At 53.9% G+C, this 20,914-nt stretch carries 22 protein-coding genes; 10 read left to right on the top strand and 12 right to left on the bottom strand.

The genetic code is table 11. The features are described from left to right. Positions 1-126: 126 nt before the first annotated feature. Complete coding sequence (locus tag K3T83_RS13580; protein WP_220203506.1) at positions 127-492, bottom strand: VOC family protein; 366 nt, start codon at positions 490-492, stop codon at positions 127-129. Positions 493-636: 144 nt separating this feature from the next. Between K3T83_RS13580 and K3T83_RS13575 the strand changes: the two genes are divergently transcribed. After that, on the top strand, positions 637-1,083 hold the full coding sequence (locus tag K3T83_RS13575) for a MarR family winged helix-turn-helix transcriptional regulator (RefSeq protein ID WP_220203505.1): 447 nt from the start codon (positions 637-639) through the stop codon (positions 1,081-1,083). A gap of 38 nt (positions 1,084-1,121) precedes the next feature. Next, a complete protein-coding gene (locus K3T83_RS13570; protein ID WP_220203504.1) occupies positions 1,122-1,370 on the top strand; it encodes a hypothetical protein in 249 nt (82 codons plus the stop codon). Positions 1,371-1,455: 85 nt separating this feature from the next. Here K3T83_RS13570 and K3T83_RS13565 read toward each other — a convergent pair whose 3' ends face one another. Further along, entirely contained in the window at positions 1,456-1,710 is a 255-nt protein-coding gene (locus K3T83_RS13565; protein ID WP_220203503.1) for a hypothetical protein, read from the bottom strand. 372 nt (positions 1,711-2,082) lie between these two features. Here K3T83_RS13565 and K3T83_RS13560 point away from each other — a divergent pair, with 372 nt between their 5' ends. Continuing rightward, positions 2,083-3,336, top strand: a complete 1,254-nt coding sequence (locus K3T83_RS13560; protein WP_220203502.1) for an MFS transporter — start codon at positions 2,083-2,085, stop codon at positions 3,334-3,336. A gap of 67 nt (positions 3,337-3,403) precedes the next feature. Next, a complete protein-coding gene (locus tag K3T83_RS13555) occupies positions 3,404-4,153 on the top strand; it encodes an SDR family oxidoreductase (protein ID WP_220203501.1) in 750 nt (249 codons plus the stop codon). Positions 4,154-4,224: 71 nt separating this feature from the next. On the opposite strand, the gene K3T83_RS13550 is transcribed toward K3T83_RS13555, so the two are convergent. Genes K3T83_RS13550 through K3T83_RS13530 form a run of 5 tightly spaced genes read right to left on the bottom strand, consistent with a single transcriptional unit; the run spans position 4,225 to position 8,762 of the window. After that, entirely contained in the window at positions 4,225-4,374 is a 150-nt protein-coding gene (locus tag K3T83_RS13550) for a hypothetical protein (protein WP_220203500.1), read from the bottom strand. A 45-nt stretch (positions 4,375-4,419) separates the two neighbouring features. Continuing rightward, complete coding sequence (locus tag K3T83_RS13545) at positions 4,420-4,854, bottom strand: hypothetical protein (protein ID WP_220203499.1); 435 nt, start codon at positions 4,852-4,854, stop codon at positions 4,420-4,422. After that, the gene (locus tag K3T83_RS13540; RefSeq protein ID WP_220203498.1) at positions 4,851-6,482 is read right to left on the bottom strand and encodes a TIGR01777 family oxidoreductase; all 1,632 of its coding nucleotides are present in this window, start codon (positions 6,480-6,482) and stop codon (positions 4,851-4,853) included. Before K3T83_RS13540 ends, K3T83_RS13545 begins: the two co-directional genes overlap by 4 nt. 19 nt (positions 6,483-6,501) lie before the next feature. Then, on the bottom strand, positions 6,502-7,116 hold the full coding sequence (locus K3T83_RS13535; RefSeq protein ID WP_220203497.1) for a hypothetical protein: 615 nt from the start codon (positions 7,114-7,116) through the stop codon (positions 6,502-6,504). Beyond that, the gene (locus tag K3T83_RS13530) at positions 7,092-8,762 is read right to left on the bottom strand and encodes a TnsB C-terminal domain-containing protein (RefSeq protein ID WP_236064890.1); all 1,671 of its coding nucleotides are present in this window, start codon (positions 8,760-8,762) and stop codon (positions 7,092-7,094) included. Before K3T83_RS13530 ends, K3T83_RS13535 begins: the two co-directional genes overlap by 25 nt. A gap of 133 nt (positions 8,763-8,895) precedes the next feature. On the opposite strand from K3T83_RS13530, the gene K3T83_RS13525 reads away from it, so the two are divergent. From K3T83_RS13525 to K3T83_RS13510, 4 genes are all read left to right on the top strand, one after another. Beyond that, positions 8,896-9,543, top strand: coding sequence for a cytochrome P450 family protein (locus K3T83_RS13525; protein ID WP_220203496.1), 648 nt, complete (start codon positions 8,896-8,898; stop codon positions 9,541-9,543). A gap of 570 nt (positions 9,544-10,113) precedes the next feature. After that, entirely contained in the window at positions 10,114-11,148 is a 1,035-nt protein-coding gene (locus K3T83_RS13520; protein WP_220203495.1) for a YncE family protein, read from the top strand. Between the two features lie 145 nt (positions 11,149-11,293). Beyond that, positions 11,294-12,217, top strand: a complete 924-nt coding sequence (locus tag K3T83_RS13515) for an SDR family oxidoreductase (protein ID WP_220203494.1) — start codon at positions 11,294-11,296, stop codon at positions 12,215-12,217. Between the two features lie 114 nt (positions 12,218-12,331). After that, the gene (locus tag K3T83_RS13510) at positions 12,332-12,586 is read left to right on the top strand and encodes a MerR family transcriptional regulator (protein ID WP_220203493.1); all 255 of its coding nucleotides are present in this window, start codon (positions 12,332-12,334) and stop codon (positions 12,584-12,586) included. A gap of 44 nt (positions 12,587-12,630) precedes the next feature. Here K3T83_RS13510 and K3T83_RS13505 read toward each other — a convergent pair whose 3' ends face one another. From K3T83_RS13505 to K3T83_RS13495, 3 genes are read right to left on the bottom strand one after another with little or no spacing between them, the layout of a single operon-like run. Next, complete coding sequence (locus K3T83_RS13505) at positions 12,631-13,215, bottom strand: hypothetical protein (protein WP_220203492.1); 585 nt, start codon at positions 13,213-13,215, stop codon at positions 12,631-12,633. Between the two features lie 18 nt (positions 13,216-13,233). After that, the gene (locus tag K3T83_RS13500; protein ID WP_220203491.1) at positions 13,234-13,470 is read right to left on the bottom strand and encodes a hypothetical protein; all 237 of its coding nucleotides are present in this window, start codon (positions 13,468-13,470) and stop codon (positions 13,234-13,236) included. After that, on the bottom strand, positions 13,463-13,618 hold the full coding sequence (locus K3T83_RS13495) for a hypothetical protein (protein ID WP_220203490.1): 156 nt from the start codon (positions 13,616-13,618) through the stop codon (positions 13,463-13,465). The genes K3T83_RS13500 and K3T83_RS13495 overlap by 8 nt, the downstream gene beginning before the upstream one ends. Before the next feature lie 148 nt (positions 13,619-13,766). Here K3T83_RS13495 and K3T83_RS13490 point away from each other — a divergent pair, with 148 nt between their 5' ends. Continuing rightward, on the top strand, positions 13,767-14,267 hold the full coding sequence (locus K3T83_RS13490) for a peroxiredoxin (protein WP_220203489.1): 501 nt from the start codon (positions 13,767-13,769) through the stop codon (positions 14,265-14,267). 614 nt (positions 14,268-14,881) lie between these two features. Here K3T83_RS13490 and K3T83_RS13485 read toward each other — a convergent pair. Both K3T83_RS13485 and K3T83_RS13480 read right to left on the bottom strand, forming a co-directional pair. Beyond that, positions 14,882-16,201 (bottom strand): hypothetical protein, encoded by a 1,320-nt coding sequence (locus K3T83_RS13485; RefSeq protein WP_220203488.1) that lies wholly within the window; start codon positions 16,199-16,201, stop codon positions 14,882-14,884. Positions 16,202-16,283: 82 nt separating this feature from the next. Beyond that, positions 16,284-16,928: an RNA polymerase sigma factor gene (locus tag K3T83_RS13480; protein WP_220203487.1), complete on the bottom strand. Its 645-nt coding sequence runs from the start codon at positions 16,926-16,928 to the stop codon at positions 16,284-16,286. A gap of 246 nt (positions 16,929-17,174) precedes the next feature. Here K3T83_RS13480 and K3T83_RS13475 point away from each other — a divergent pair, with 246 nt between their 5' ends. Next, the gene (locus tag K3T83_RS13475) at positions 17,175-20,825 is read left to right on the top strand and encodes a WD40 domain-containing protein (RefSeq protein WP_308441681.1); all 3,651 of its coding nucleotides are present in this window, start codon (positions 17,175-17,177) and stop codon (positions 20,823-20,825) included. Positions 20,826-20,914: the final 89 nt, after the last annotated feature.

The raw sequence follows: 20,914 nt of genomic DNA, 5'->3' as shown, positions 1-20,914 counted from the left end.
ATGATCAACATTATGTATCATCTTACGCGAAATGTGACGTGTCAGCTCGCTTTCATAAGCGGTAGGGGCAAAACCCTCAAGAACTCCCCAGGGAATAGGGGTCAAATGCCTCAAGGATCAACAGTTTCATTTTTCACCATTAACGGTAATCAGATAGCCATCTGGATCAATAAATGAGAAGGTTTGACCAAAGGGACCATCAAAAAGAGGTTGCGCGATACGCGTGCCGCTGGCTTCCAGTGCAGCATGTAAGGCTTCCGCATCGTCACAAGCCAGCCAGAGAGAGACTCCCCAACCTAGTTGAGTCACCTCATCCAGATTGACAAGTGGTTCACGAATAGCAAAAGGTGTGGGCGAGGTTGCAAAAACAATTGCGTTCGGCGGACTTGCTGGAGCCTCACGTAGTCCCAGGTGCTCAGTATAAAAACGACGAGAGGCTTGCAAATCACGTACTTGCAGAGCAATAAAGCCGGGGCCCAGAATACGAGCCATATCTTTTCTTTCTCCTTGTTTCAGAAGCACAAGCCGTACGCTCACTTTTTTCTTGCTCTTCTGATATAATATCAGTATACTGATATTATATCAGAACTCTGATATTATGTCAATGGTATTTGGTGATAAGAAAGTGAGGAGCAGATGATTGAACAAGATATGGGCTATCAGTTAAAGCGAGCGCAGTATGCTCTGCGTACCCGCATGGATTCGACTTTGCGAGAAATTGGCCTGACGACACCACAGTACTCGGCTCTCAGCGCCCTCCATGAGCACGCGGGATTATCGGGCGCGAGCCTGGCTCGACGCTGCTTTGTCACGCCACAAACCATGAACACGATTGTGACTAATCTGGAAGAGGCCGGCCTCCTCGTGCGCCGTCCCCATCCCGAACATGGCCGAGTCTTGCAAGCGTATTTAACCCCTCAGGCAGAAACCCTCCTGCAAGAAGGTCATCGTAGAGTGAGAGCAATTGAGGAGCGTATGATGGCATCGATCTCTCACGATCAATGGCTCCAACTCACAGTGGCGCTTCAGGCTTGTGCTGATGCACTCGAAAAGGATGGTACGGAAACAGGTGCGCTGCCCTAACAATAAGTTCCTCCGTTCCCACAACTCAAGCGCTTTCTATGGGGTCGCCACCTGCACCGGAAAGATCTTCGTCTCCACCAGCCTCTCATCCAGTATTCTGGAGAGACTGGCAGCGCCGCTTTCATCGGAGGCCTCTTGTGCTGGCTACGCTCAACAATGCAGCGCTTGCCCTGATGGATCTGCTCGGCGTCAAGCGGGTGCCTGATCAGATGCGTCTCTTTGATGCCCAGCCTCATCTGGCTGTTTTCTTGTTGATGGAGAGGGGAATGATCGCTCTCGGACTTTGAAAGCCTCTGTTGGCCAATAGCAAAACGGGCACGAGAACGGTCGATTTTGCCCAACCATAGTCCGGTATATGATGTGATGTGCCATTTAAACGGCAGGAATGATCGTCTCCTGCCCGAAATACCATTGGCCAACCGAGGCTTTTAAACGCCCTGGAGCAGAAGACAGGGCTTTCCAATTCTCCCATCTAGCGGGAGTGCAGAGGGCGGCAGCCCTTTGCCGGGGTGCGGGGTGTCCCCGCAAAAAACCTTTTTTCTTCTCTTTTGCGCGCCGCCGCAGGCGGCGCGCGAAGGAGGGAAGGAAACTGGGGACACCCCAGACCCCGGCAGGGAGACCCTGCACCCCTTTGAGCGGAGAACTGGAAAGCCCTGAGCAGAAGAAACAACGCTTGACAGACAGAAATGTCTTGTGATATTATCATCATAACTTTTCAAAAAGCAAACGGTAAATATATCGATGAAGCAAGGATGAAATGTTGACGAACATCTACCGTTAGCATTCTTGCCCATTGTGCGAAGGTGTGTGTGCTGCATGCGGCACACAACGAGGATGAAGAGCAGAGATGCGCTCTCTTCTTCTCCTTGCGTACTCTTCGTAAACAGGTGTGCAGCGTATCATCGCGTGAGACAGCTCGAACTTGTTTGAAAAGGTTCATGCTACTACTTTGTCTGGAAGTAGTAGGATAAACTTTTTTTGCAAAGGTAGGGCTTCTCTATGAACACGTTAGTAACTCCTACGACCTCGAACACATCTGTAAAGCGCACCTCGTTCGTGCTCCTTCTCATTATCACACTCCTGAACACCATGGGCCTGACAATCATTGTCCCTCTTGTTCCCTTTCTCACGTTACAATTCCTGGCTCATTCCAATAATCTCGCAGCCATCGTGGGATGGCTTACCGCCGCCTATGGTCTCTGCCAGTTGCTCGCCGCGCCAGCTTTGGGCATGCTTTCCGATCGTTTTGGGCGTCGACCCATTCTCTTCATCTGCCTGCTTGGTTCCGCGATCGGCTATCTCATCCTGGGCCTTGGTGGTGCGCTCTGGTTGCTCTTTCTCGGGCGCATCATCGATGGTCTGACGGGTGGCGACATCAGCGTCTTGTTCAGCTATGTCGCTGACATCACAGAACCAAAGGATCGTGGCAAGTACTTCGGCAGGCTAGGTGTCGCAGCAGGTGTCGGTTCTCTCATTGGCCCCGCGTTTGGTGGATTGCTGGCCACTGTCAACTATCGCGCCCCATTTCTTGCTGCCGCTGGTCTTCTCCTCCTGACGCTCGTCGCGGGGTACTTCTTGCTGCCAGAGAGTTTGCGCAAAGAGCATCGCATTCCCTCTATTGCGGTGAGCGAACTCAACCCCTTGAAACAATTGGCGTCCACATTGCGTTGGGCCAACATACGCTGGCTCTTGCTGGCCTGGTTCTTCTATGAGCTTCCAGTGAGCATGTTGCAGACCACGATCGCGGTCTTGACGAAAGACAGTCTTGGCTTCAATGCAACACAGGTTGGTCTCGTTATTACTCTGGTTGGCGTGGTAAACATTCTTTTCCAGGGAGTACTGGTCGGCTGGTTCCTCACAAAGCTGGGAAGCATCCGGCTTGCTCTCATAGCCCTGGTACTTGTCGTCAGCAGCTACTTTGTGCTTGGTTCCATTGCGCTGTTTGCCGTGCCTCTTCTCCTGATTGTTGGTATCATCCTCTTCGCAGGCTCGGGGAGCCTGGTTGAAAACGCTGTGCGCGGGCTCCTCTCCCAAATGGTTGGACGCGACGAACAAGGTCGTATGAGTGGAGCAACGCAATCGTTGCAATCGCTTGGCTGGATTGTCGGACCGCTCGTTGGCGGTTTCGTGTACACCGTCTGGGGACCTTTTCAGGCCTATGTCGCATCTGCGTTCATCACTCTCCTCGCTATCCTCTGCCTCTGGATCGCTCTTCCGCTTCTCCAGAGACAGCATGAACAAAATCAAGCGTAGAAAACAGGTTGTACAGGTTGCTTCCATGATTTGTGAATATCGAGAAAGATATGTTGGAGGATAGATTATGAACAGATTTGAAGAGAAAGTTGCCATCATTACCGGGGGAAGTGCAGGCATTGGATTTGCTACAGCGCGGCGCTTCGTCTCTGAGGGTGCTTTTGTCTATATCACTGGCCGTCGTCAGAGCGAACTTGATGCGGCGGTCAGGCTTCTCGGCAAGAATGTGACGGGGGTTCGGGGCGATGTCTCCCATCTCGAAGACCTGGATCGTCTCTATGCGACAGTAGAGCAGCACCACGGGCGCTTTGATATCCTCTTTGCCAATGCTGGCGTCGAAGGGATGGTCCCTCTGGGAGAGATTACCGAAGCCTATTTCGAACACATTTTTTCGATCAACGTGAAAGGTCTCCTCTTCAGTGTCCAGAAGGGACTCCCGCTTTTAAGGGATGGAAGCTCGGTTATTCTGAATTCCTCGATTGCTGCGGTGAAAGGGGTTCCGGGCAATAGTGTCTACGCGGCCAGCAAAGCTGCTATCCGTTCGTTTGCACGTGGCTGGACAATGGACTTGCGAGATCGTCATATTCGTGTCAACGTTATCACTCCCGGCCCGATTAACACAGAGGCATTCTTAAACGCTCCTTTCGATGAAGTGCAACGTGAGCAACAGAAGCAGTTTATCAAAAACTATATCCCCTTGGGGCGACGTGGCGATCCCGACGAGGTCGCCAAGGCGGTCTCATTCCTGGCCTCGGACGAGAGCAGCTTTATTACCGGTATCGAATTGTCAGTTGACGGCGGAATGGCGCAAGTCTGACCATTGACGATGAGACATTGAGAGTAACGAGAATTGGAAAGCCCTGATGCGAAGCAAGGGCTTTCCAATTCTCAAAGAGCTTGGGGTGCAACAGATGCAGCACCCTGGAAGCCTTGCCCGGCGGCAGGACCAGGCTCACCGCTCAATCCGTCTTCCAGTCGTTGCCGACTGTGATGGTGCGCTTCCAGAGCGGCGATGTTTCTCTGCAGATATATTGGCACACTGGGACGCCATCGTGTTGAACACGTGCTCTTCTCCGGGAGCAATTAGTCCCCGAGGAGAAACGCTCTCCATCCCCCGTGGAGGTATGCTACTGCTTGGAGGTAGCACAGAAACGCTGGCCACCACACGAGGTCATTCGTCAGAATGACCACTCCAAAACGCAGGGGCAACTGGCTAGACACCAGTGCCCAGAGAAAGCCAATAGGCCCCAGGATTTTGCCTAGCATTCCCACAAGAATCACGTGCCCATGCGCACTCGGACGCCGTGCTGCCCATCCGTAGGCGGGAGCATAAACGAGCACAAACATGCCCACGACTTGCCAGAGTGGCAGATAGGAAGGCGGTGGCATGCGCAGCACACGGAACAGCGCCTCTGGGAAGAGCACGGTGAACGAGCCCCATAGCAGGTTGTAGATGGCTGCCGCTGCCAACCACGGCCGGAGCCGCAAGAGTCTTCTCTTGATGTGATCCTGGTTCATGCTCCTCTCTCCTCCTTCTGCTCACGGTGGACGCGGAACTGTCCCGTATAGCCAAAAATCTCGCCCAACCACGGCTGCTGGACCCGCAGATCAACGGCGATGGTCTCGCTCCGATTCACAAGTGCCGTCTCTCTGACTCGGACGTCCACACTAGCCCAGCGCGGAAGCGTCACCCGGAACCGACCCATCCCAACGCGGATGCCTTCCGTCTCAATGTGGATGGTGGAGGGCTTCTCATAGCGCACGTTCCAGACGACCTCCAGCAGACCCAAGGGGGCCATGTGCTCGACGACGCGGGCCTGGCGCAGATCAAAGCGCATCGTCGCATTGAAGTGCCGTGGGTGACGGAACTGAAAGGTACGATTCCAGGTTTGCGCCCCACCTCCTCGCTCGTCGTATTGTCCCTCTACCATCATCGAGGCACCGATGTCTTTGCCCTGCTCGGGGAACAGGATATCGAAGCAGGCGCACACGCGCAACACTGGCCACAACCAGAACGGCCGGTGCCAGATCTGGTCCATGCTGCCCTCAAAGACCACCCGATAGGGGTCAGTAGGCCGCACCAAATACTGATCACGCAGCACCTCTGGGAGGTCGTCACGTACTCTTGCAAGCACCGGAAAAAAGGGGGAGTACGTGCCATCATGTGTCGTCCCTTGGCTCGACTTCAGCTTGAGACAGGCGCGCAGCGCCGACTCCAGTTTTGGAAAGCGGAAAGGATAGCTGTGTGCCAATGCGACAGTCGGTGCCGCTCGATGGCCATGCAATAAGAGGTCCGCTTGCTCTCCCATGGCCAGACGCAGAAATCCCCCCGGTGTCCGGAGAAGGTTCGGGCGCGAAAGCACTGCTCCCAAGGCGTGGGCCGTGTCCGCTTGCGTCCGCACATCTGGGGCCACTGCGTTCACCGGGCCTGCGACTTCCGCCGTGGAGAGGGCCCAGATGTAGAGACCCACGATGTCATCGATGTGAATCCAGGGAAACCACTGCTGTCCATCTCCAAGGGGGCCGCCCAGAAACAGACGGAAGGGCCAAGCCAGCAGATGCAAGGTCAGCGCATCCTTAGCTAGGACGACCGATGTACGCATGAGGACAACGCGCACACCGAGGGGTTGAGCCTCCAGGGCTGCCTGCTCCCAACGCTCACACACCCGCGCGAGAAACGAGGCCCCAGGCGTGCTCTCTTCCGTCAGCACTTCATCCCCGCGGTCGCCATAGAAGTCGATCCCTGAGGCGTTCACCAGTATCCGCGGGCGACAGCCCTCCTCGATGAGTCTGATGGCGCGGATCAGTGTTTCGGTTGCACATACTCGGCTGTTCAGAAGATGGGCTTTGCGTGCATGGGTCCACCGTCGGCTTCCAATATTGGCGCCAGCAAGATTGATGATCGCATCAGCACCAGAGAGCACTGAAGCTGTGGCGCGTCCCGCCCCGTGCTCCGGAGCACCTGGATTCCAGTGGACGTATCGCAGCAAACCCTCAGATGTTCTCTGGCTCGGCATCTGGGCGCGGGTGAGCACCGTTACCGTATGGCCGTGTGCCAAGAGCACTGGGATCAAATGGCGTCCGATAAAACCAGACCCGCCAGCAACAATCACCTGCATGACCACCGCCTGTTCCGTCTTTCGCACGCAACTTCTGTTTCTTGAATCACTCGCTCTTCCTTTCTTTTTGCAAAAACGCTTCTGCTGTTTTTGATTCTATGGATACCCCTTGTTCGCCAGTAGGTTTCCAGACCCCTTCTCGCCTGACCCAACGTTTTCCACAATTTGGGGTACTGGTCGTGCGCCTGGGGTGTGAACGAAATTTCACGACGGCTCTTTCCTTTGGGTGAAGATCCCGAACTGCGAGACAAACAGGACATTCAAAGCAGAAGATCCCTACTGCTTCCATCTGAGTCAGGGTCACTGGAATGACTTCTGTGAACGAGCAACTGATGCTTCTCAGCTCCACCGTGGCCCCCTCCTCTCCGACAGGATCATGCTCAGAGGCACGTTGGCCAACACGACGGTTCGTCGGTTTCGGTGTAACTTGCGGCAGGGGAAAAGGGGCGTCGTCGGACTCTACGCTTGTGCTCAGATGTTCGGTTTCCAGCGCGCCAGGGAAACTTCCAGACGGTGACCCCATATTCCCGTGTGCCGCCTTTGGGGTCTTCTTCAACAGTGCCTGGAACTGTTTGGCACTCTCGCTGTCGTGGAGCGCAACACGGCGTTCCCCTGCCCGCGCTTCCATCTCCAAACTCAGTCGTCTCGCTGGATGAGGCATGGTTCGCGCCATTCAGAGAGGATCAGCTCCCATTCTCGTTCGGAGCGTCCCTGGACCAGGAGAAAGGTATCAGCAGTACAGGTCAACCATTGTCCATCGACAAAGGCATACACCAGGCCCATATTAAAGGGCTCATAGCGCACCGGAACAGGGCGGCCTGTGTCCGAGGCGCCACGCATCAGCGGATTCCAGTACCGTAGCCCATTCACCACAATACCGCGGCTCGCATCCAGCTTGGCATGACCAGTGCGCGTGGTTGGGCAAGTCAGGATGGGGAACTCTTCAGAGTATGGGATCAATCGGTGCAGACGCATCCCCGCGAGCGCCATTCCCTGGGCAAACGCTTCGCGCGGACTTTGCGAGAGCGCCGGGTGGTCCAGCTGGTCGTAGACCTCGTAAACGTACTCCGGCAGTCGAGCGGAGAACCGTTCCAGCGTCCAGACGGCTAAACGCCTGGGATCAATCTCCCGCGTCATCTGGCGAGGATGTCGACTTGCCTGGGTGTTTCCGAGCAACTGATGCAAGAACTGGGTTGTTGTGGTTCCAAAGAGCCGCTCAACAACCGAACCCACTCGTGGTTGGGCAGGTGGGCGCTCTTTTTTCGTAACGCCGTACCACGTGAGCAAGGTCTCAAAATACACGCTCCCGAATTCGGGATCACGATCTACCAGACATTCCTGCGGGAGACGCTGATGGTGCTGGACACAGATCCGTAGCGCCATCATCACCGAGCGATAACTGGGAGGATCATAGGTCAGATAGCAGGCCAGAATCCGACGACTGTAGGCGTCGGTGAGAAACGTCGCGTAGGGCCTGTCCAGCGGTTTGCCAGTGAGCGAGGATACCAGGATAATGTCGAGCTTGGTATGGTCCAGATGGGCCAGGGCGAACGGGCGTTCCCCATGGCGGGGCGCGGTCTGGTCTATCCAGGAAAATGGCTGGGAGGTGTAGGCAGCACGACGGCCACGACGCTTGGCTTCCACTTCGTTAGTCGCGAACTGGGCGCGCACCCGGTAAAAGGTGCGCTCACTCACGGGAGGAAGACCCTGCTTTGCGCACTGCTCGCGGTAGAGCCGGTAGACGGCGGTGGCGCTTTTGCTTTGAGGCGCGGCGTAATGAGCTTGGAGAGCTGTTTCTAAGAGCTGGAGAGAAGCAGGTTCGATCCGTTCCGTGCGGTTCCCTCGCGCGGCCACTCGGTCAAGCAAGCCCAGAAAGCCGCACTCGCGCTCCACTTTGGCCTGTTGGTACGCTCTCCACCAGCGTTGGACTGAACGCCGCGAAGCTGTCGTTGGTTCTCCCCGCGCGTAGGCCAACATCTGGATCATCCGGGCGTTTGCTACCCGGTGCACTCTTGGGCTAGCATGCAGGAGAATCTGGCGCACTGCTGGGGTCATCGGTGAGGGTGTAGCTGCTCCCACCATCCAGAGAGCACTTTCTCCTTTCAGTCGCTCAAACTCAGCGAGCGTCAGCACGAGAGACTCCCCGATTTCTGGCCGGAGCTGCACTTCTTTCTCCTCAACCCGCTCCATCCACCAGAGCCGCCCATTCCAGGCCAGCGGTGCACTGGGGAGCGAAAAGTGCAGGGCTGGAGATGTTGACACCACACGTGGAAAGCGTCGTCCGTCATCTTCATGATGATTCTCCAATCTGTGTGAACCGTGTGCATCCGTGAGGAACTCTCCACCTCAAGCGAAGTATACCTGAGATGGATCAAAATTGCGACACTTTGGATGTATTTCCTGGCGCCTCTGCCACGTATTTTGGCACAGGGAAAGAAACATGCCGCGCGATAATGACTATCAAACCTTCTCTTCTGAGCCATCGAACGGAGGACCATTCAGCATTATCGCTCTCGACCCGCCGCGACACCGCCAGCTTCGCTCACTAATCACACCTGCTTTCTCGGCACGCACTATCCTGCAGCAGACTCCTCGTATCCAACGCATTGCGTGTGAACTGCTCGAAGCTGCGCTGGTGCGGGGCGTCATGGATATGGTGGCGGATTTTGCCGTGCCATTTCCCATTCTGGTGATCGCGGATCTCCTTGGCCTGCCACCGGACAACTCGCAACAGGTGAAGGAATGGACTGATACGCTGATCAATCAGTCTTCTTCCGAAGTTGCGCAATGGTCAGGAAGGAATGCTTCATCAGCTCTCCCACTTGATGAAATCTCTAGAGCCCTGGCTCAGGCCCTCAAGAAGCGCCTCAAAAAGCCCTCAAAGAACAGGTCTGAGAGGATGGCATCAGAAGGTGCTTCGTTTTTTGAGGGAACAAGTGCTAAGGAAGCTGAGGGGAGTTCATCCCCCCCGGCTATACAGGCGGAAAGAGACAGGGGGAGCGTCGGTATGAAAGGGTTCCAGGAGGGCTTGAGGCGAGAGGAAAGGCCCTCATTTTTTTATACACTGATGTTCCCACTCGCAAGTTGACAATACCTACGCTAAGCAATGAAAAGTAGGCTCATGTCTCCTTTTAGAACTGGAAGAGCTTAGTGCCGGTGGAAGATGAGTTTATCTCTGAGAAACTTAACATACCATGATAGATTCCCTCTTAATCAGGGCTTTCCAATTCTCCCATCTAGCGGGAGTGCAGAGGGCGGCCGCCCTTTGCCGGGGTGCGGGGTGTCCCCGCAAAAACCTTTTTTCTTCTCTTTTGCGCGCCGCCGCAGGCGGCGCGCGAAGGAGGGAAGGAAACTGGGACACCCCAGACCCCGGCAGGGAGACCCCTGCACCCCTTTGAGCGGAGAACTGGAAAGCCCTGCCCTCTTAATTTTTCGCCTTGACAAAAGAGAAGCTGCATGCTATACTGAACCGCAGTTAGAAATAACTTTGTCAGCCTCCAGGTTTCCCTGAAGAGGTTGGCCGTGAGCCCGAACGTCAGACCCGGCATCTTACAACTCTACGATGGTCTCCATCGATCCGTAGAAGATGCGCGTCTGGCTTTTTTGTTGCCTTTTTCCCGGATCATGGAGCGTTCATTCGCAAGAAGGAAGACATCCTATGACGAACAGACGCCCTTTCATCCTGACGACAAATCCACATACTGCACAGGTGCAGTTCTTTGATGGCGAGACCTATGATGTACTGGCAACCATCAAAACCCTCCCTCAGCCACACGAGATTTGTCTCACCGCTGATAAGACCCGCGCCTATATCTCCATCGCCTATCGGGCAGGCTGGTATGGGTTCGATGTAGGCAAAGGGCATGAACTGATTGTGCTCGACCTGGAGCAGCGCAAGATCGCAGAGGTGATTGATCTCTCTCCCGATTTTGGTCCGCATGGCCTGGCCCTGGACGAGCAACGTGGGCTGCTCTACATCACCTGCGAGTCCCGAGGGGGGTGTGTGCTGGTGATGGATGAACAGACCCATGTGGTTCTGGACGCTATTCCAACAGAGGCACCTGGCCCCCACTGGCTTGTTTTGCTTGAGCATGGCAAGAAGATCTATACAGCCAATAAAGAGACTCCATATATCTCGGTGATCGATACCGAACGTCGCGAACTCGTTGACAAGATTCCCCTTCCCCATGGCTCCGAGCAGATTGTGGTCCAACCGGGCACCGGACTGGTCTATCTCTGTGACGACAAAGAGCCTCTCATCCATGTGATTGACCCAACCAGCGACACCTGTGTTGATCAGATTCGGCACAGCGAATGGTCAGATCGCTTGCTCATGTCACCAGATGGGAAACGACTCTTTGTGTCACACGTACGCGGGTTTGAACGCTTGCGGGCGCAGGGAGTTTTTGCTGCCTACAAGCGTCGTCGGTCCGAGGGATCTGCTACCGCCCGCGATTGCATGCGGCTGCTCCGGGTGGTCCAGCACGCGCAAGGATCGGTCACCTCTATCGATCTGCAGACGCATCAGGAATCGGCCCCGATCGAGCTTTCGACGATTGGTGGATTTCTAGAACTCACGCCCGATGGGAAGCGGCTCTTTGTTGCCAACTTGGTCATAGATACTGAGAGCATGACCGTGATAGACTCCCTTGAGGTCGAACTTGGCATCGGCAACATCTGCTACGTCGTCTAAGCTACCAGCAAGAGCGTTTCAACAAGAGCAGATGTGGCAGTCGCAGAGCGCGCACCAACCCGTTTCTGAATGTGATGCGAAGAGGTGCTCAAGTCTGCTGTTTTCAGGTAATACAAAGATCATAATGAAACGTAAGGAGTTGACTATGAAGATTTTTCTTACCGGGGCTTCCGGTCATGTTGGCACAGTCGTCGTCTCTGAATTACTTGGTGCTGGTCATACAGTCATCGGGTTGGCACGTTCAGACAAAGCGGCTGATCTGCTCGTGAAGGCTGGGGCGGAGGTGTATCGTGGCTCACTTGATGATCTGGAACACTTGACCACTGGCGCTCACGAGGCTGATGGCGTCATTCACCTGGCTTTTAAACACGATCTGCTTTTTAGCGGCAATATGATTGGGGCTGCCGAGGCCGACATGAAAGCCCTGAGCGCTCTAGCAAAGGCGCTAGAGGATACTCACAAGCCATTGGTTGGCGTGAACGGTATCTTACTCTATGGAGCGGCAAACCCAGGACAGATCACCACAGAAACTGACACGCTCCCATCTGGATCGCGCATAGATTCTGAAAATTTTATCATTGGATTAGCGGCTAAAAATGTGCGTTCGTCCGTTGTTCGGCTGGCTCCAACGGTTCATGGGCCATTAGATAATGCGGTTGGTTTCATCCCTACCTTGATTCGTATCGCTCGCGACAAAGGCTTCTCAGCTTACATCGGAGATGGCTTAAATCGCTGGCCTGCCGTTCATGAGTTGGATGCCGCCAGGCTCTTTCGCCTGGCTGTGGAGAGTGCACCTGCTGGTTCACGCTTGCATGCTGTTCATGATCGGGGCATCGCCTTTAAACATATTGCCGAGATGATAGGAAACAGACTGAATCTCCCCGTTAAAGGGATTTCGCCGGATGATGCGAAGAAGCATTTCGGTCACCTGGCATTCTTTGTGTCAGTGGACAATCCAACTTCAAGTCAAATAACCCAGAAACTCCTCAACTGGATACCTGCTCACCCCAATCTTAAAGATGATCTGAAGAACGAACATTACTTTACGCCTCACGAAATGAAAGGGTAATGAGATGAAGCTGTAAATTACAAAACTCCGTAGATTCGCGGCGCAGCCGTGAAAGCCGTCTTGGCAGGTTGAAGGAGCCGAGACAGCAGCGGCCGTGGAGGCGCTTTCCTACCTGTGTGTAAGCGCCTCTCGCTCGAAGTTATGCGAACATACCTGCGGCAACGCGAACGTGGCGATGAAGTGGCTGCGGAACAGAAGGTTCTGTTTCAGGCTCACGCCGAAGAGGTCGAGGAGCAGATTTGCAGGCTCAAAGCGCGGCAACGGTATCTGCATGGAAAAGTTACTTATTGGGATGCACGAATGAGCAACGATATGGAGGCGGCGAAGCAGATTGCTGCTCAGAACAAAGAGATCGCCAAAGAATTGTAAATAGTTTCCAGTAAGGAGAGTTCTTATCATGAGAGTATGGTTTATTACCGGCACTTCAAAAGGATCTGCAACGTCTCCTGTGTTCTGCGTTGCCACAGAACGCTCGTGTGAGCTGTGGGCCTCTTGTCCTCTTGCAAAGCGGCTGCCTGAGCGTGCCGGGCCTGCTCCACGGCTTGCCTGGAAAGAGCATCCCGCTCCTGGGAGAGCCTGCGGATCTGCTCTCGAAGCGCGGCTAGCTCGACTTCGGTTGCTTTGGGCATCGCCTCTTTGATGATGGTTCTTGGTTCTGCTTGTTGCATCAAAGATGGGGTCTCGCGCTGAGGAGGCACATCAGGCTCGTGCTGGTGATGTAGTGTACGCTCTTGGGACTGTTCTTGCTCATCTGGGGCATCGCTCTGTGCCTGCTGCTTGGCTTGCACGTTGGCCGCATGTTCAGCCTGTTTCGCGGCCTTGATCGCTCCCAACGTGGGAGCCAGGTGCCCAGTTTCTACCTGGGCGATAATGCTCTCAGAGATGGAAGGTTGGGCAAGCAGATACAAGACGGAGGTGGGGAAATTTTGAAAATTTCTAAATTTGTCGCCGAAGCGCGAAGCGACGAGCATACAGTTATGGGCCGTGTGATATTTCATCGCAAACTCGACCTGGAGCTAGGTCATGAACCGTCCGTGCCCCAGACGGTGCTGGACGGCGAGCAAATTGTGTCCAATCTGAACAATCGCCTCCGTTGTGCGCTTGAGATAGAGATGGGTTTCCTCCGTTTTCTGTCGCACAAAGGCACGTGTCTCTTCATTAAGAGTGCTGTAATCAAAGGTCACGGCTTCTTGTGGTGGCTCAGGAATCTCTTCCCAGAGTGCCTGGTCCTCTTCCTGACGCTGTTCACTCATCGAACGTCCTTGCCTTCCGTCTCAGTCTCATCATCATCAACATGGCGTGTTGACAGCCCCAGGAGCCGCTCTGAAGCAGAGACTCCACGCGCTCTTGCTGGCTGATCAGGTAGAGTGGAAGAAGCATCCAGCGTTTGCGAGTCTTCATTACTGGTATCTACGTGATGGCTTGATCGGCTCCCGCTGACAAGAGCGCCTTTGTGTTGCCAGAGCACTTTGTCTGTGATACAGTCAAAACGTTCAGATCGGCTGAACATTTTTTTGTAACCACTGTTTTGAAAAGAGGTACATACGTCATGAGCGATGTCCAAGAAGCACACCCGGCCCCTGATTTCTCACTCCCAGCCATCGGGAGTGAGCTGATCGTCCACGATGGTCATGTGCAGTTAAGTGCATTACGCGGGAAGACGGTGGTGGTGTATTTTTATCCAAAAGACGAAACGGCTGGGTGCGTGAAGGAAGCGTGTTCCTTCCGCGATGCCAACCAGGAGATGCAAAAACGAGGCGTGGTGGTCTTAGGGGTGAGTGCAGATGATCTCCCTTCGCATCAGCACTTCGCCGACAGGTACGAGTTGCCTTTTCCTTTGCTGGCAGATACCGAGGCGACGGTTGCCAGGCTGTATGGTGTGAAGAAAGGTCTCTTTGGGATGCTTGGCCTCAACCGGGAAACCTTCCTCATTGATCAAGAGGGGATCGTGCGCAAAATCTGGCGAAACGTCAAACCCGGTGGACACGCCCAAGAGGTTCTGGAGACCATCGAAGCCTTAGAGTTGTCGTCGTCTGCTTCCAGAGAGTAAATCGCTATTTGCACCGCTTGTTTGTTGAAACGAGCTGGCCCTCTTGCTGATGGCTTTGTCCCAGGGTGAAAGGTGACGAGGCGAAAGGGACGGGAGAAGAGATCACGAGACCAGATGAGGCAAAACAAGACGCTGTTTGCGCTGGACACACCTCATCCCTGCGTTTCGGCCTGCCTTCTGGTCTTGTGGACTGTCTCCATCCTCTCGCTTGTCAGAGTGGGGGGCGAGAGACGTATCCAACTTATCAACATCCTGGAATACTTTTCCACAATGTTATCCACCATATGGCATACTTTCCCATTTTACGCCTGATGCTCCTGTGGGAAAAAGGGCGAGCCATAAGATTCCTTCGACCTTCTCCAACCCAAATACTCTCGTCTATGCTCTACGAGCAAGCTATGAGACACCCTCCACCTTCTCAAGCAAAGGTTTCGACGAAAGACAAGAGGGCGAAGAGATCCTCGGCTGTGACACAACAATAGAGGATCTGTTGCTCATCATCCTGCCGCTTGAAGACACAGAGATAGGCTGTCTTGTGAACGTGATGGTGCTGATAAAAAGATGCGCCAGGTACCCTGCAAGCATTGCAGTGAAGGGGTGGGTGACGCCACCCCTCATCTATGATTATGCGCCTCTAGCAAGTGATAAAAGTTCTCGCCAGCCTGCCCGGAGTCGATCTTCGCTTCGATCAGGCGAGCTGCCATGCGGATCTGCTCTATGGGATCTGTGTGGGCGACGGGCGCATACTCTGCCGCAACCAGGAGCAGCGCGGCATTGGCAACCAGGAAATCTCGTTTGGCCCCGCGCATGTGCCCGGTAATGATTTGCTTTAATTCGTCATTGGTCGCACTCAAATCTTCCTCTTCGGCAATAGCACTCAACGGAGCGCGTGGAAATCCCAGATCTTCGGGCGAGCATTCTGTGATGACGATATCATTGGCTCGGACCCAGATCAGCAGGTTGTTGTGGTTGTGCGGGTCAAGGTTGCTAGATGCAGTGGCGAATTCGTCGATGCCGTCGTAGCTATACACAATGAAGCCCTGGCTGTTTAGATGCAGGTAGAGAGAGAGGACGTAGGGCAACATATGGGCGTGGCAGACGCCAGTTGTATGATGCTGAGGATGGAGTACCTGAGCGTTGGGCGAGACGATTTTAAAGATATCCATCGGAATCGCTGTATTTTGCATGGTTGCTTGCCAATCGGGGGCACCGATGGCACAACGGCTCACTAGTTGCTCTCTGGCCTCGTCCCACAGCATGCCTCGCGCCTCTTTAAGCGCCTGAGAATAGGGAAAGCCGAGTGCTGAGAGTGGGAGAAAGGCAAAGCCAAATTGCTCCAATTCGCTGTTGAGTTGAGTGACTGAGAGCGTACGAGTGGCGTAGCCAAATTCAAGCATCGCCTGAGCGCTACCGTGATAGCTTGTTACATTGGTGGTTCCCGTTTTGCAGATTTTGATAAAAGGAGCGGCCAGAATTGCGGCGGCTGTGCTGGCATGGATCGTCTTGCAGAAATCTCCTCCGCTGCCGAAGACATGATCGTGTGGAAGCAGTTGTTGAAAGGGATAGTGGTTTTGTCGCAAGAAAGTAGCGACACGTTGCCTCAAATGATTGGTGAGGATACTGACTTGCTGGTGCCCGATGCGACCATTGCCCGGAGCAAGCTGATGCAGCACGTCTCGTAGCTCATATGCGCTTTTTTCAGGATCGCTACACCGATCAAAAAGTGCGAGCAACTCGTCCGTTGAGAGGGGATCGAGACGTTGTTCATGTTCTAAAAAAAGAGTAAAGACGTGTTCTAAGGGTCCGAGACCTTGTAACACGCCTTGTTTGCTTGCTTGCGATGCCTCTGTATAGAGAGTCTGCAAGTCACGTCTTTGCACCACTGATTTGTATCTATCTGTGTGCAAGCTATCATACGCACTGGTATTCTTCATCTACTTTTTGCGCCCTGGCATACGAAATTTGAGTGCAAGCTTATCATCTTGTCATCTGCATGTCAATAGATAAGGCTTCTATTTACGAGACCATTGTACAGAGACTGAGCTTGATACGCAGCTTTTTTCTGGCAATCGTTGTTGAGGAGCGCATTGCCTGCAATTCTTCCCCGTGCATTGGCCTCTGAAGCGTCTCTGCGTCAATATCGCGTGTCCTGCACTCATGTATAAATGTATGAAGATCATCGATATTCTCTTTGAGTGAGCAGAGCATTGCTCGTTGCTGACGCTGCGGCAATGCTACGATTTCCTCCATTGCCTCATGTAAGTAGTACCGACCTGTATCGGCCTGCTCCACCTCCTCAGCCGGGTCCAGACTTTCCTGACTAAAAGCGTACATGACATTGCCCTGATAGACCTCGCCGTCGTCATCTAATGTGAGCGGGTCGGTAGGCCGGTGTTGACGTATCATTGAGATAAACTCGTTATGGGCGATGCGACTGATATAGGCTTTTGGGTTAGTAATGTATTGCTTCTGCCACGCCTGCCAGAGTTTGATGCGTGTCTTCTGGGCAAGCTCATCAACTTCCATATCAAGGACATCAGCGTGGACAAGTCTACGGGCGTTGAGCATCTGTTTGCGCGCCTGCGTATGAATATAGACATCATATTCCGATAGAAACGCTTCGGCATCAGGCTGAACAGAAGCAATGACCTGGGTAAGCATAGCCAAGAGTTCCTCCCTGAATTATTCGGAACATTGTTTCCCCCTCGAACAATGTCGTCTGTGTATCATCCCCATTCGATTTAAATTGTTTTTCGAGAAAACTTTTTTGTTTTGTTCTCTAGTAAAACAATAATAACATGGAGCCTGGCATTCTTGCAAGTATTTTGGCGCTGATTTTGTTTTGTTCTGTAAACACTATGTTGTTTTGCACCTTTTTAGTGTATACTGGGGCTGGAGGTGAAAACAATGGGGCGTAAAGAGAAAATAGTTTCTCAAGAAAACACGATTGGGGCCAGGATGAGGATCGCTCGCATGCAAAAGGGCATTACTCTCTCAGATATGGCAAAGACTATCGGGTATACAAAGGGGCGTTTATCGACGGTTGAGAATGGCTATGGGCGTCCTTCGCGCGAACTGGTGCTGGCCTACGAGCAGGTGCTGGAACTGGAGTCTGGCGTGTTAGTGGCTGAGCAGGAGGGCGGCGTTGTATTGGGACGGCGCTATTCGTTGCTTCCCATCACTGCCCCTGAACGTTCGCCATCACAGGCACTATTCGCCCCCTCTGTGGGAGATCAGCAGGCACGACAGGATCAACATGATGAGAAAAAAGAGGGCGATCAGGGCCAGGGTCAAGATCAAGGTCATAAAACTCAGGAATATATCAGCGAAGCTCCCCGCATTGGCAGTTTTTATGGACGCGCACAGGAGCTTGCGCAGCTACGGATGTTGCTGGTTGAGGATCACTGTCGCATCGTGACCGTCCTGGGAATCGGCGGTATTGGCAAAACAATGCTTGCATCTGTCTTAAAAGAGCGGGTGAAAGATGCCTTTGATTTTGTCTACTGGCGTACCCTGCAAAACGCTCCCCCTCTCAGAGAATTGCTGTCCGATTGTTTGCGCTTTCTTTCCGGGCAGGAGCAGGTGGATTTGCCAAAGGATATCGATGAGCAGATCACCATGCTTGGCGACTATTTACGGCAATGGCGCGGCCTCCTCATTTTCGATAATGTCGAAACAATCCTGCAAAGTCAACAGAGCGCCGGTTCATATCGTGCTGGCTATGAAGAGTATGGTTCGCTCTTCTCTTATATCGGTGCGAGTTCGCATCAAAGCAGCCTCGTTCTGACCAGCCGCGAGCTACCGCAAAATATTGAAGAGATGGTGGGATCAGAGGTTGTCACGTTCCCTTTAAGCGGAGTCGGGCTGGCCGAGGGCAGCATGATTTTGCAGGAGAAGGGGCTGAATGGTTCCGAGCAGGAATATGCAGATCTGATTTCGATCTATGCTGGTAATCCTCTGGCTTTAATGCTGGTCGTGTCGCCCATTCGTGAGATTTTTGGTGGCGAGATAGGCGAATTCCTGGCCGAGCGCGGGGCCGTTGTTGGCGACATCTACGATCTGATTGATGCACAGTTTCATCGCCTTTCAGCGCAAGAGCAGGAACTTATCTACTGGTTAGCGCTGGCCTGTGAGCCGATCTCTTTAAACGATCTGCTCAAAGAGAAAATTGTGCGTCCCCTCCCCAAGCGCGTTCTGCTCAACTCGCTGGATTCGTTGCGCCGACGTTCCATGATCGAGAACAGCAGTGGTTCGCGCTTTACGTTGCAGCCGGTCATCATGGAGTATGTTACCGACGAGTTCGTTGCGCGCGTCTGCCGGGAAATCGAGGTGGGCGAGTTTGTCTTGCTGGCTCATCATGCCTTGATTAAGGCGGAAGCGAAGGATCATATCAGAAATAATCAGGTGCGCCTCTTTCTGGAGCCGGTGGCACGACAACTCTTGAGCCATCTTGGAAAGCTGGAAAGCGAGGCCAGACTCAGGCACCTGATCACCGTGTTACGCGAGACGCGGCCTCTGACCCCTGAATATGCCGCTGGTAATCTCATCAATTTGCTGGTGCAATCGAAGATAGATTTGCGCGGCTACGATTTTTCCAACCTCGCGGTCTGGAACGCCTATTTGCAGGATGTTGCTCTGCCACAGGTCAATTTTGCCAATGCTCAACTTGAACACTGTATTTTCACTGATACGTTCGGCAGCATTCTCTCTGTTGCCCTCAGCGCTAATGGTGAGTTGCTCGCAGCGGCTACTGCCAACGGTGAGGTGAGATTATGGAATGCACCGACTGGTGCGCCGCTTGGTATCTGCCAGGGCCATACTGATTGGGTGCGTTCGGTGGCGGTCAACGCTGATGGGAATATGGCGCTCAGTGGGAGCGACGATCAACTGGTGCGGCTCTGGGACACCAGAACCACGCAGTGTCTCAAAACATTTTATGGTCATACCAATCGTGTGCGCTCGGTGGTCTTCGGACCTGATGGCACAGTGGCGGCGAGCGGAAGCGATGATCATACTGTGCGCCTGTGGGATCTCCGAAGCGGCGAATGCATCGATACGTTGCAGGGACATACGAGCCGGGTCTGGTCGGTCGCAATCAGTCCAGAGGGGAATCTGATTGCCAGCGGCGGTGGCGATCAGGTAATCAAGCTCTGGAATGCGCGGACGGGTGCGTGTATGCATACATTACAGGGGCATACCGGGCGTGTCTGTTCGATTGCTTTTAGTCCCGAAGAGCCGATACTGGTGAGTGGGAGCGACGATCAAACGATACGCGTGTGGGATATACGGAGTGGAGAGTGCCTGCGTGTGCTGAAAGGGCATACCGGGCGCGTGTGGTCGGTTAAGGTCAGTCCAGACGGTGATCTGCTGGCGAGTGGGAGTGACGACCATAGTGTGCGGTTGTGGGACATACACAGCGGCGAAAGCCTGTCAGTGTTGCGTGGACATACCAACCGTGTCTGGTCGGTTGCTTTCAGCGGGGCCAGTATGGAGAATGCGGCACTGGTGAGCGGCGGCGATGATCAGACGATTCGGATGTGGAATGTGGAGGATGGCCAGTGCTTCAAAACCTTGCAGGGGCATAGCAGCCGCGTGCGTTCAGTGGCTTTCAGTCCTGGTGGGGAGACGTTGATCAGCGGGAGCGATGATCGCACTGTACGACTCTGGCAGGTGGCGAACGGCGATTGTTTGAAGACGTTGCAGGGGCATAGTACCTGGATTTATACCGTCGCCTTCAGCCCTACAGGGAACTTGATTGCCAGCGGCAGTGACGATCAGACGATCCGCCTGTGGGATGTAGCGACCGGCTATGCGGTGAGGACGCTTGGCGGACATACCAACTGGGTGCGTTCGGTTGCCTTCAGCCCTGATGGAGCGCTATTACTCAGTGGGAGCGATGATCAGACGGTGCGACTGTGGCAGGTCAACACCGGTCTGTGCTTGCGGACGTTCTACCAGGAGCATAATCGCATCTGGTCAGCTGCTTTCAGTCCCGATGGCAAACTGGCGGCGAGTGGCGGCGAGGATCAGATCGTGCGCATATGGAGCATCGAGACCGGCGAGTACATTCAGTTGCTTCAAGGGCATGAAAAACGGGTGCGAGTAGTAACCTTCAGCCCCGATGGGAGCGTCATTGCCAGCGGCAGCGATGATGGCACGATTCGTCTCTGGGAAGTTAGCAGCGGGCGTTGCCTGCATATTTTGCACGGACATTTCAACTGGGTCTGGTCCGTCGCTTTCAGCCCCGATGGAGAGATGCTGGTGAGTGGCGGCGATGATCAGAGCGTGCGTTTATGGCGTTGGGCCAGCGAACAACTGCTCTGGGCTGGTTACGAGCATAGCAAGCGAATCTATTCGGTCGCATTTCGCCCCGATGCCTCTCTGGTCGCCAGCGGCAGCTATGACGGCACGATCAAGCTCTGGGATGTAGCATCTGGCAGGTGCGTGAACACATTGCGCAGAGAGCGCCCCTATGAACAGATGAATATTACCAGCGTCTCTGGACTCTCCTCTGCTCAAAAAGCAATGTTACGCACATTGGGAGCGGTAGAAGCATAATATTGAGAAAGAGAACATTGTGGAGATATTCCACTGTGTTCTCTTTCTTACATACTATGCCCTCAATTTTCTAATGGCATGCGCAAATT

This window comes from Reticulibacter mediterranei (assembly GCF_016587455.1).
Note: the sequence above shows the minus strand (reverse complement) of the source record. Positions and strands in the feature narration are given on the sequence as shown.

Excerpts from the sequence above, each read along its gene's own strand:
- K3T83_RS13580 (WP_220203506.1), bottom strand. The coding sequence starts at position 492 with ATGGCTCGTATTCTGGGCCCCGGCTTTATTGCTCTGCAAGTACGTGAT.
- K3T83_RS13575 (WP_220203505.1), top strand. The coding sequence starts at position 637 with ATGATTGAACAAGATATGGGCTATCAGTTAAAGCGAGCGCAGTATGCT.
- K3T83_RS13570 (WP_220203504.1), top strand. The coding sequence starts at position 1,122 with ATGGGGTCGCCACCTGCACCGGAAAGATCTTCGTCTCCACCAGCCTCT.
- K3T83_RS13560 (WP_220203502.1), top strand. The coding sequence starts at position 2,083 with ATGAACACGTTAGTAACTCCTACGACCTCGAACACATCTGTAAAGCGC.
- K3T83_RS13555 (WP_220203501.1), top strand. The coding sequence starts at position 3,404 with ATGAACAGATTTGAAGAGAAAGTTGCCATCATTACCGGGGGAAGTGCA.
- K3T83_RS13545 (WP_220203499.1), bottom strand. The coding sequence starts at position 4,854 with ATGAACCAGGATCACATCAAGAGAAGACTCTTGCGGCTCCGGCCGTGG.
- K3T83_RS13535 (WP_220203497.1), bottom strand. The coding sequence starts at position 7,116 with ATGCCTCATCCAGCGAGACGACTGAGTTTGGAGATGGAAGCGCGGGCA.
- K3T83_RS13525 (WP_220203496.1), top strand. The coding sequence starts at position 8,896 with ATGCCGCGCGATAATGACTATCAAACCTTCTCTTCTGAGCCATCGAAC.
- K3T83_RS13520 (WP_220203495.1), top strand. The coding sequence starts at position 10,114 with ATGACGAACAGACGCCCTTTCATCCTGACGACAAATCCACATACTGCA.
- K3T83_RS13515 (WP_220203494.1), top strand. The coding sequence starts at position 11,294 with ATGAAGATTTTTCTTACCGGGGCTTCCGGTCATGTTGGCACAGTCGTC.
- K3T83_RS13505 (WP_220203492.1), bottom strand. The coding sequence starts at position 13,215 with ATGAAATATCACACGGCCCATAACTGTATGCTCGTCGCTTCGCGCTTC.
- K3T83_RS13500 (WP_220203491.1), bottom strand. The coding sequence starts at position 13,470 with ATGAGTGAACAGCGTCAGGAAGAGGACCAGGCACTCTGGGAAGAGATT.
- K3T83_RS13495 (WP_220203490.1), bottom strand. The coding sequence starts at position 13,618 with ATGAAGACTCGCAAACGCTGGATGCTTCTTCCACTCTACCTGATCAGC.
- K3T83_RS13490 (WP_220203489.1), top strand. The coding sequence starts at position 13,767 with ATGAGCGATGTCCAAGAAGCACACCCGGCCCCTGATTTCTCACTCCCA.
- K3T83_RS13485 (WP_220203488.1), bottom strand. The coding sequence starts at position 16,201 with ATGAAGAATACCAGTGCGTATGATAGCTTGCACACAGATAGATACAAA.
- K3T83_RS13480 (WP_220203487.1), bottom strand. The coding sequence starts at position 16,928 with ATGCTTACCCAGGTCATTGCTTCTGTTCAGCCTGATGCCGAAGCGTTT.
- K3T83_RS13475 (WP_308441681.1), top strand. The coding sequence starts at position 17,175 with ATGGGGCGTAAAGAGAAAATAGTTTCTCAAGAAAACACGATTGGGGCC.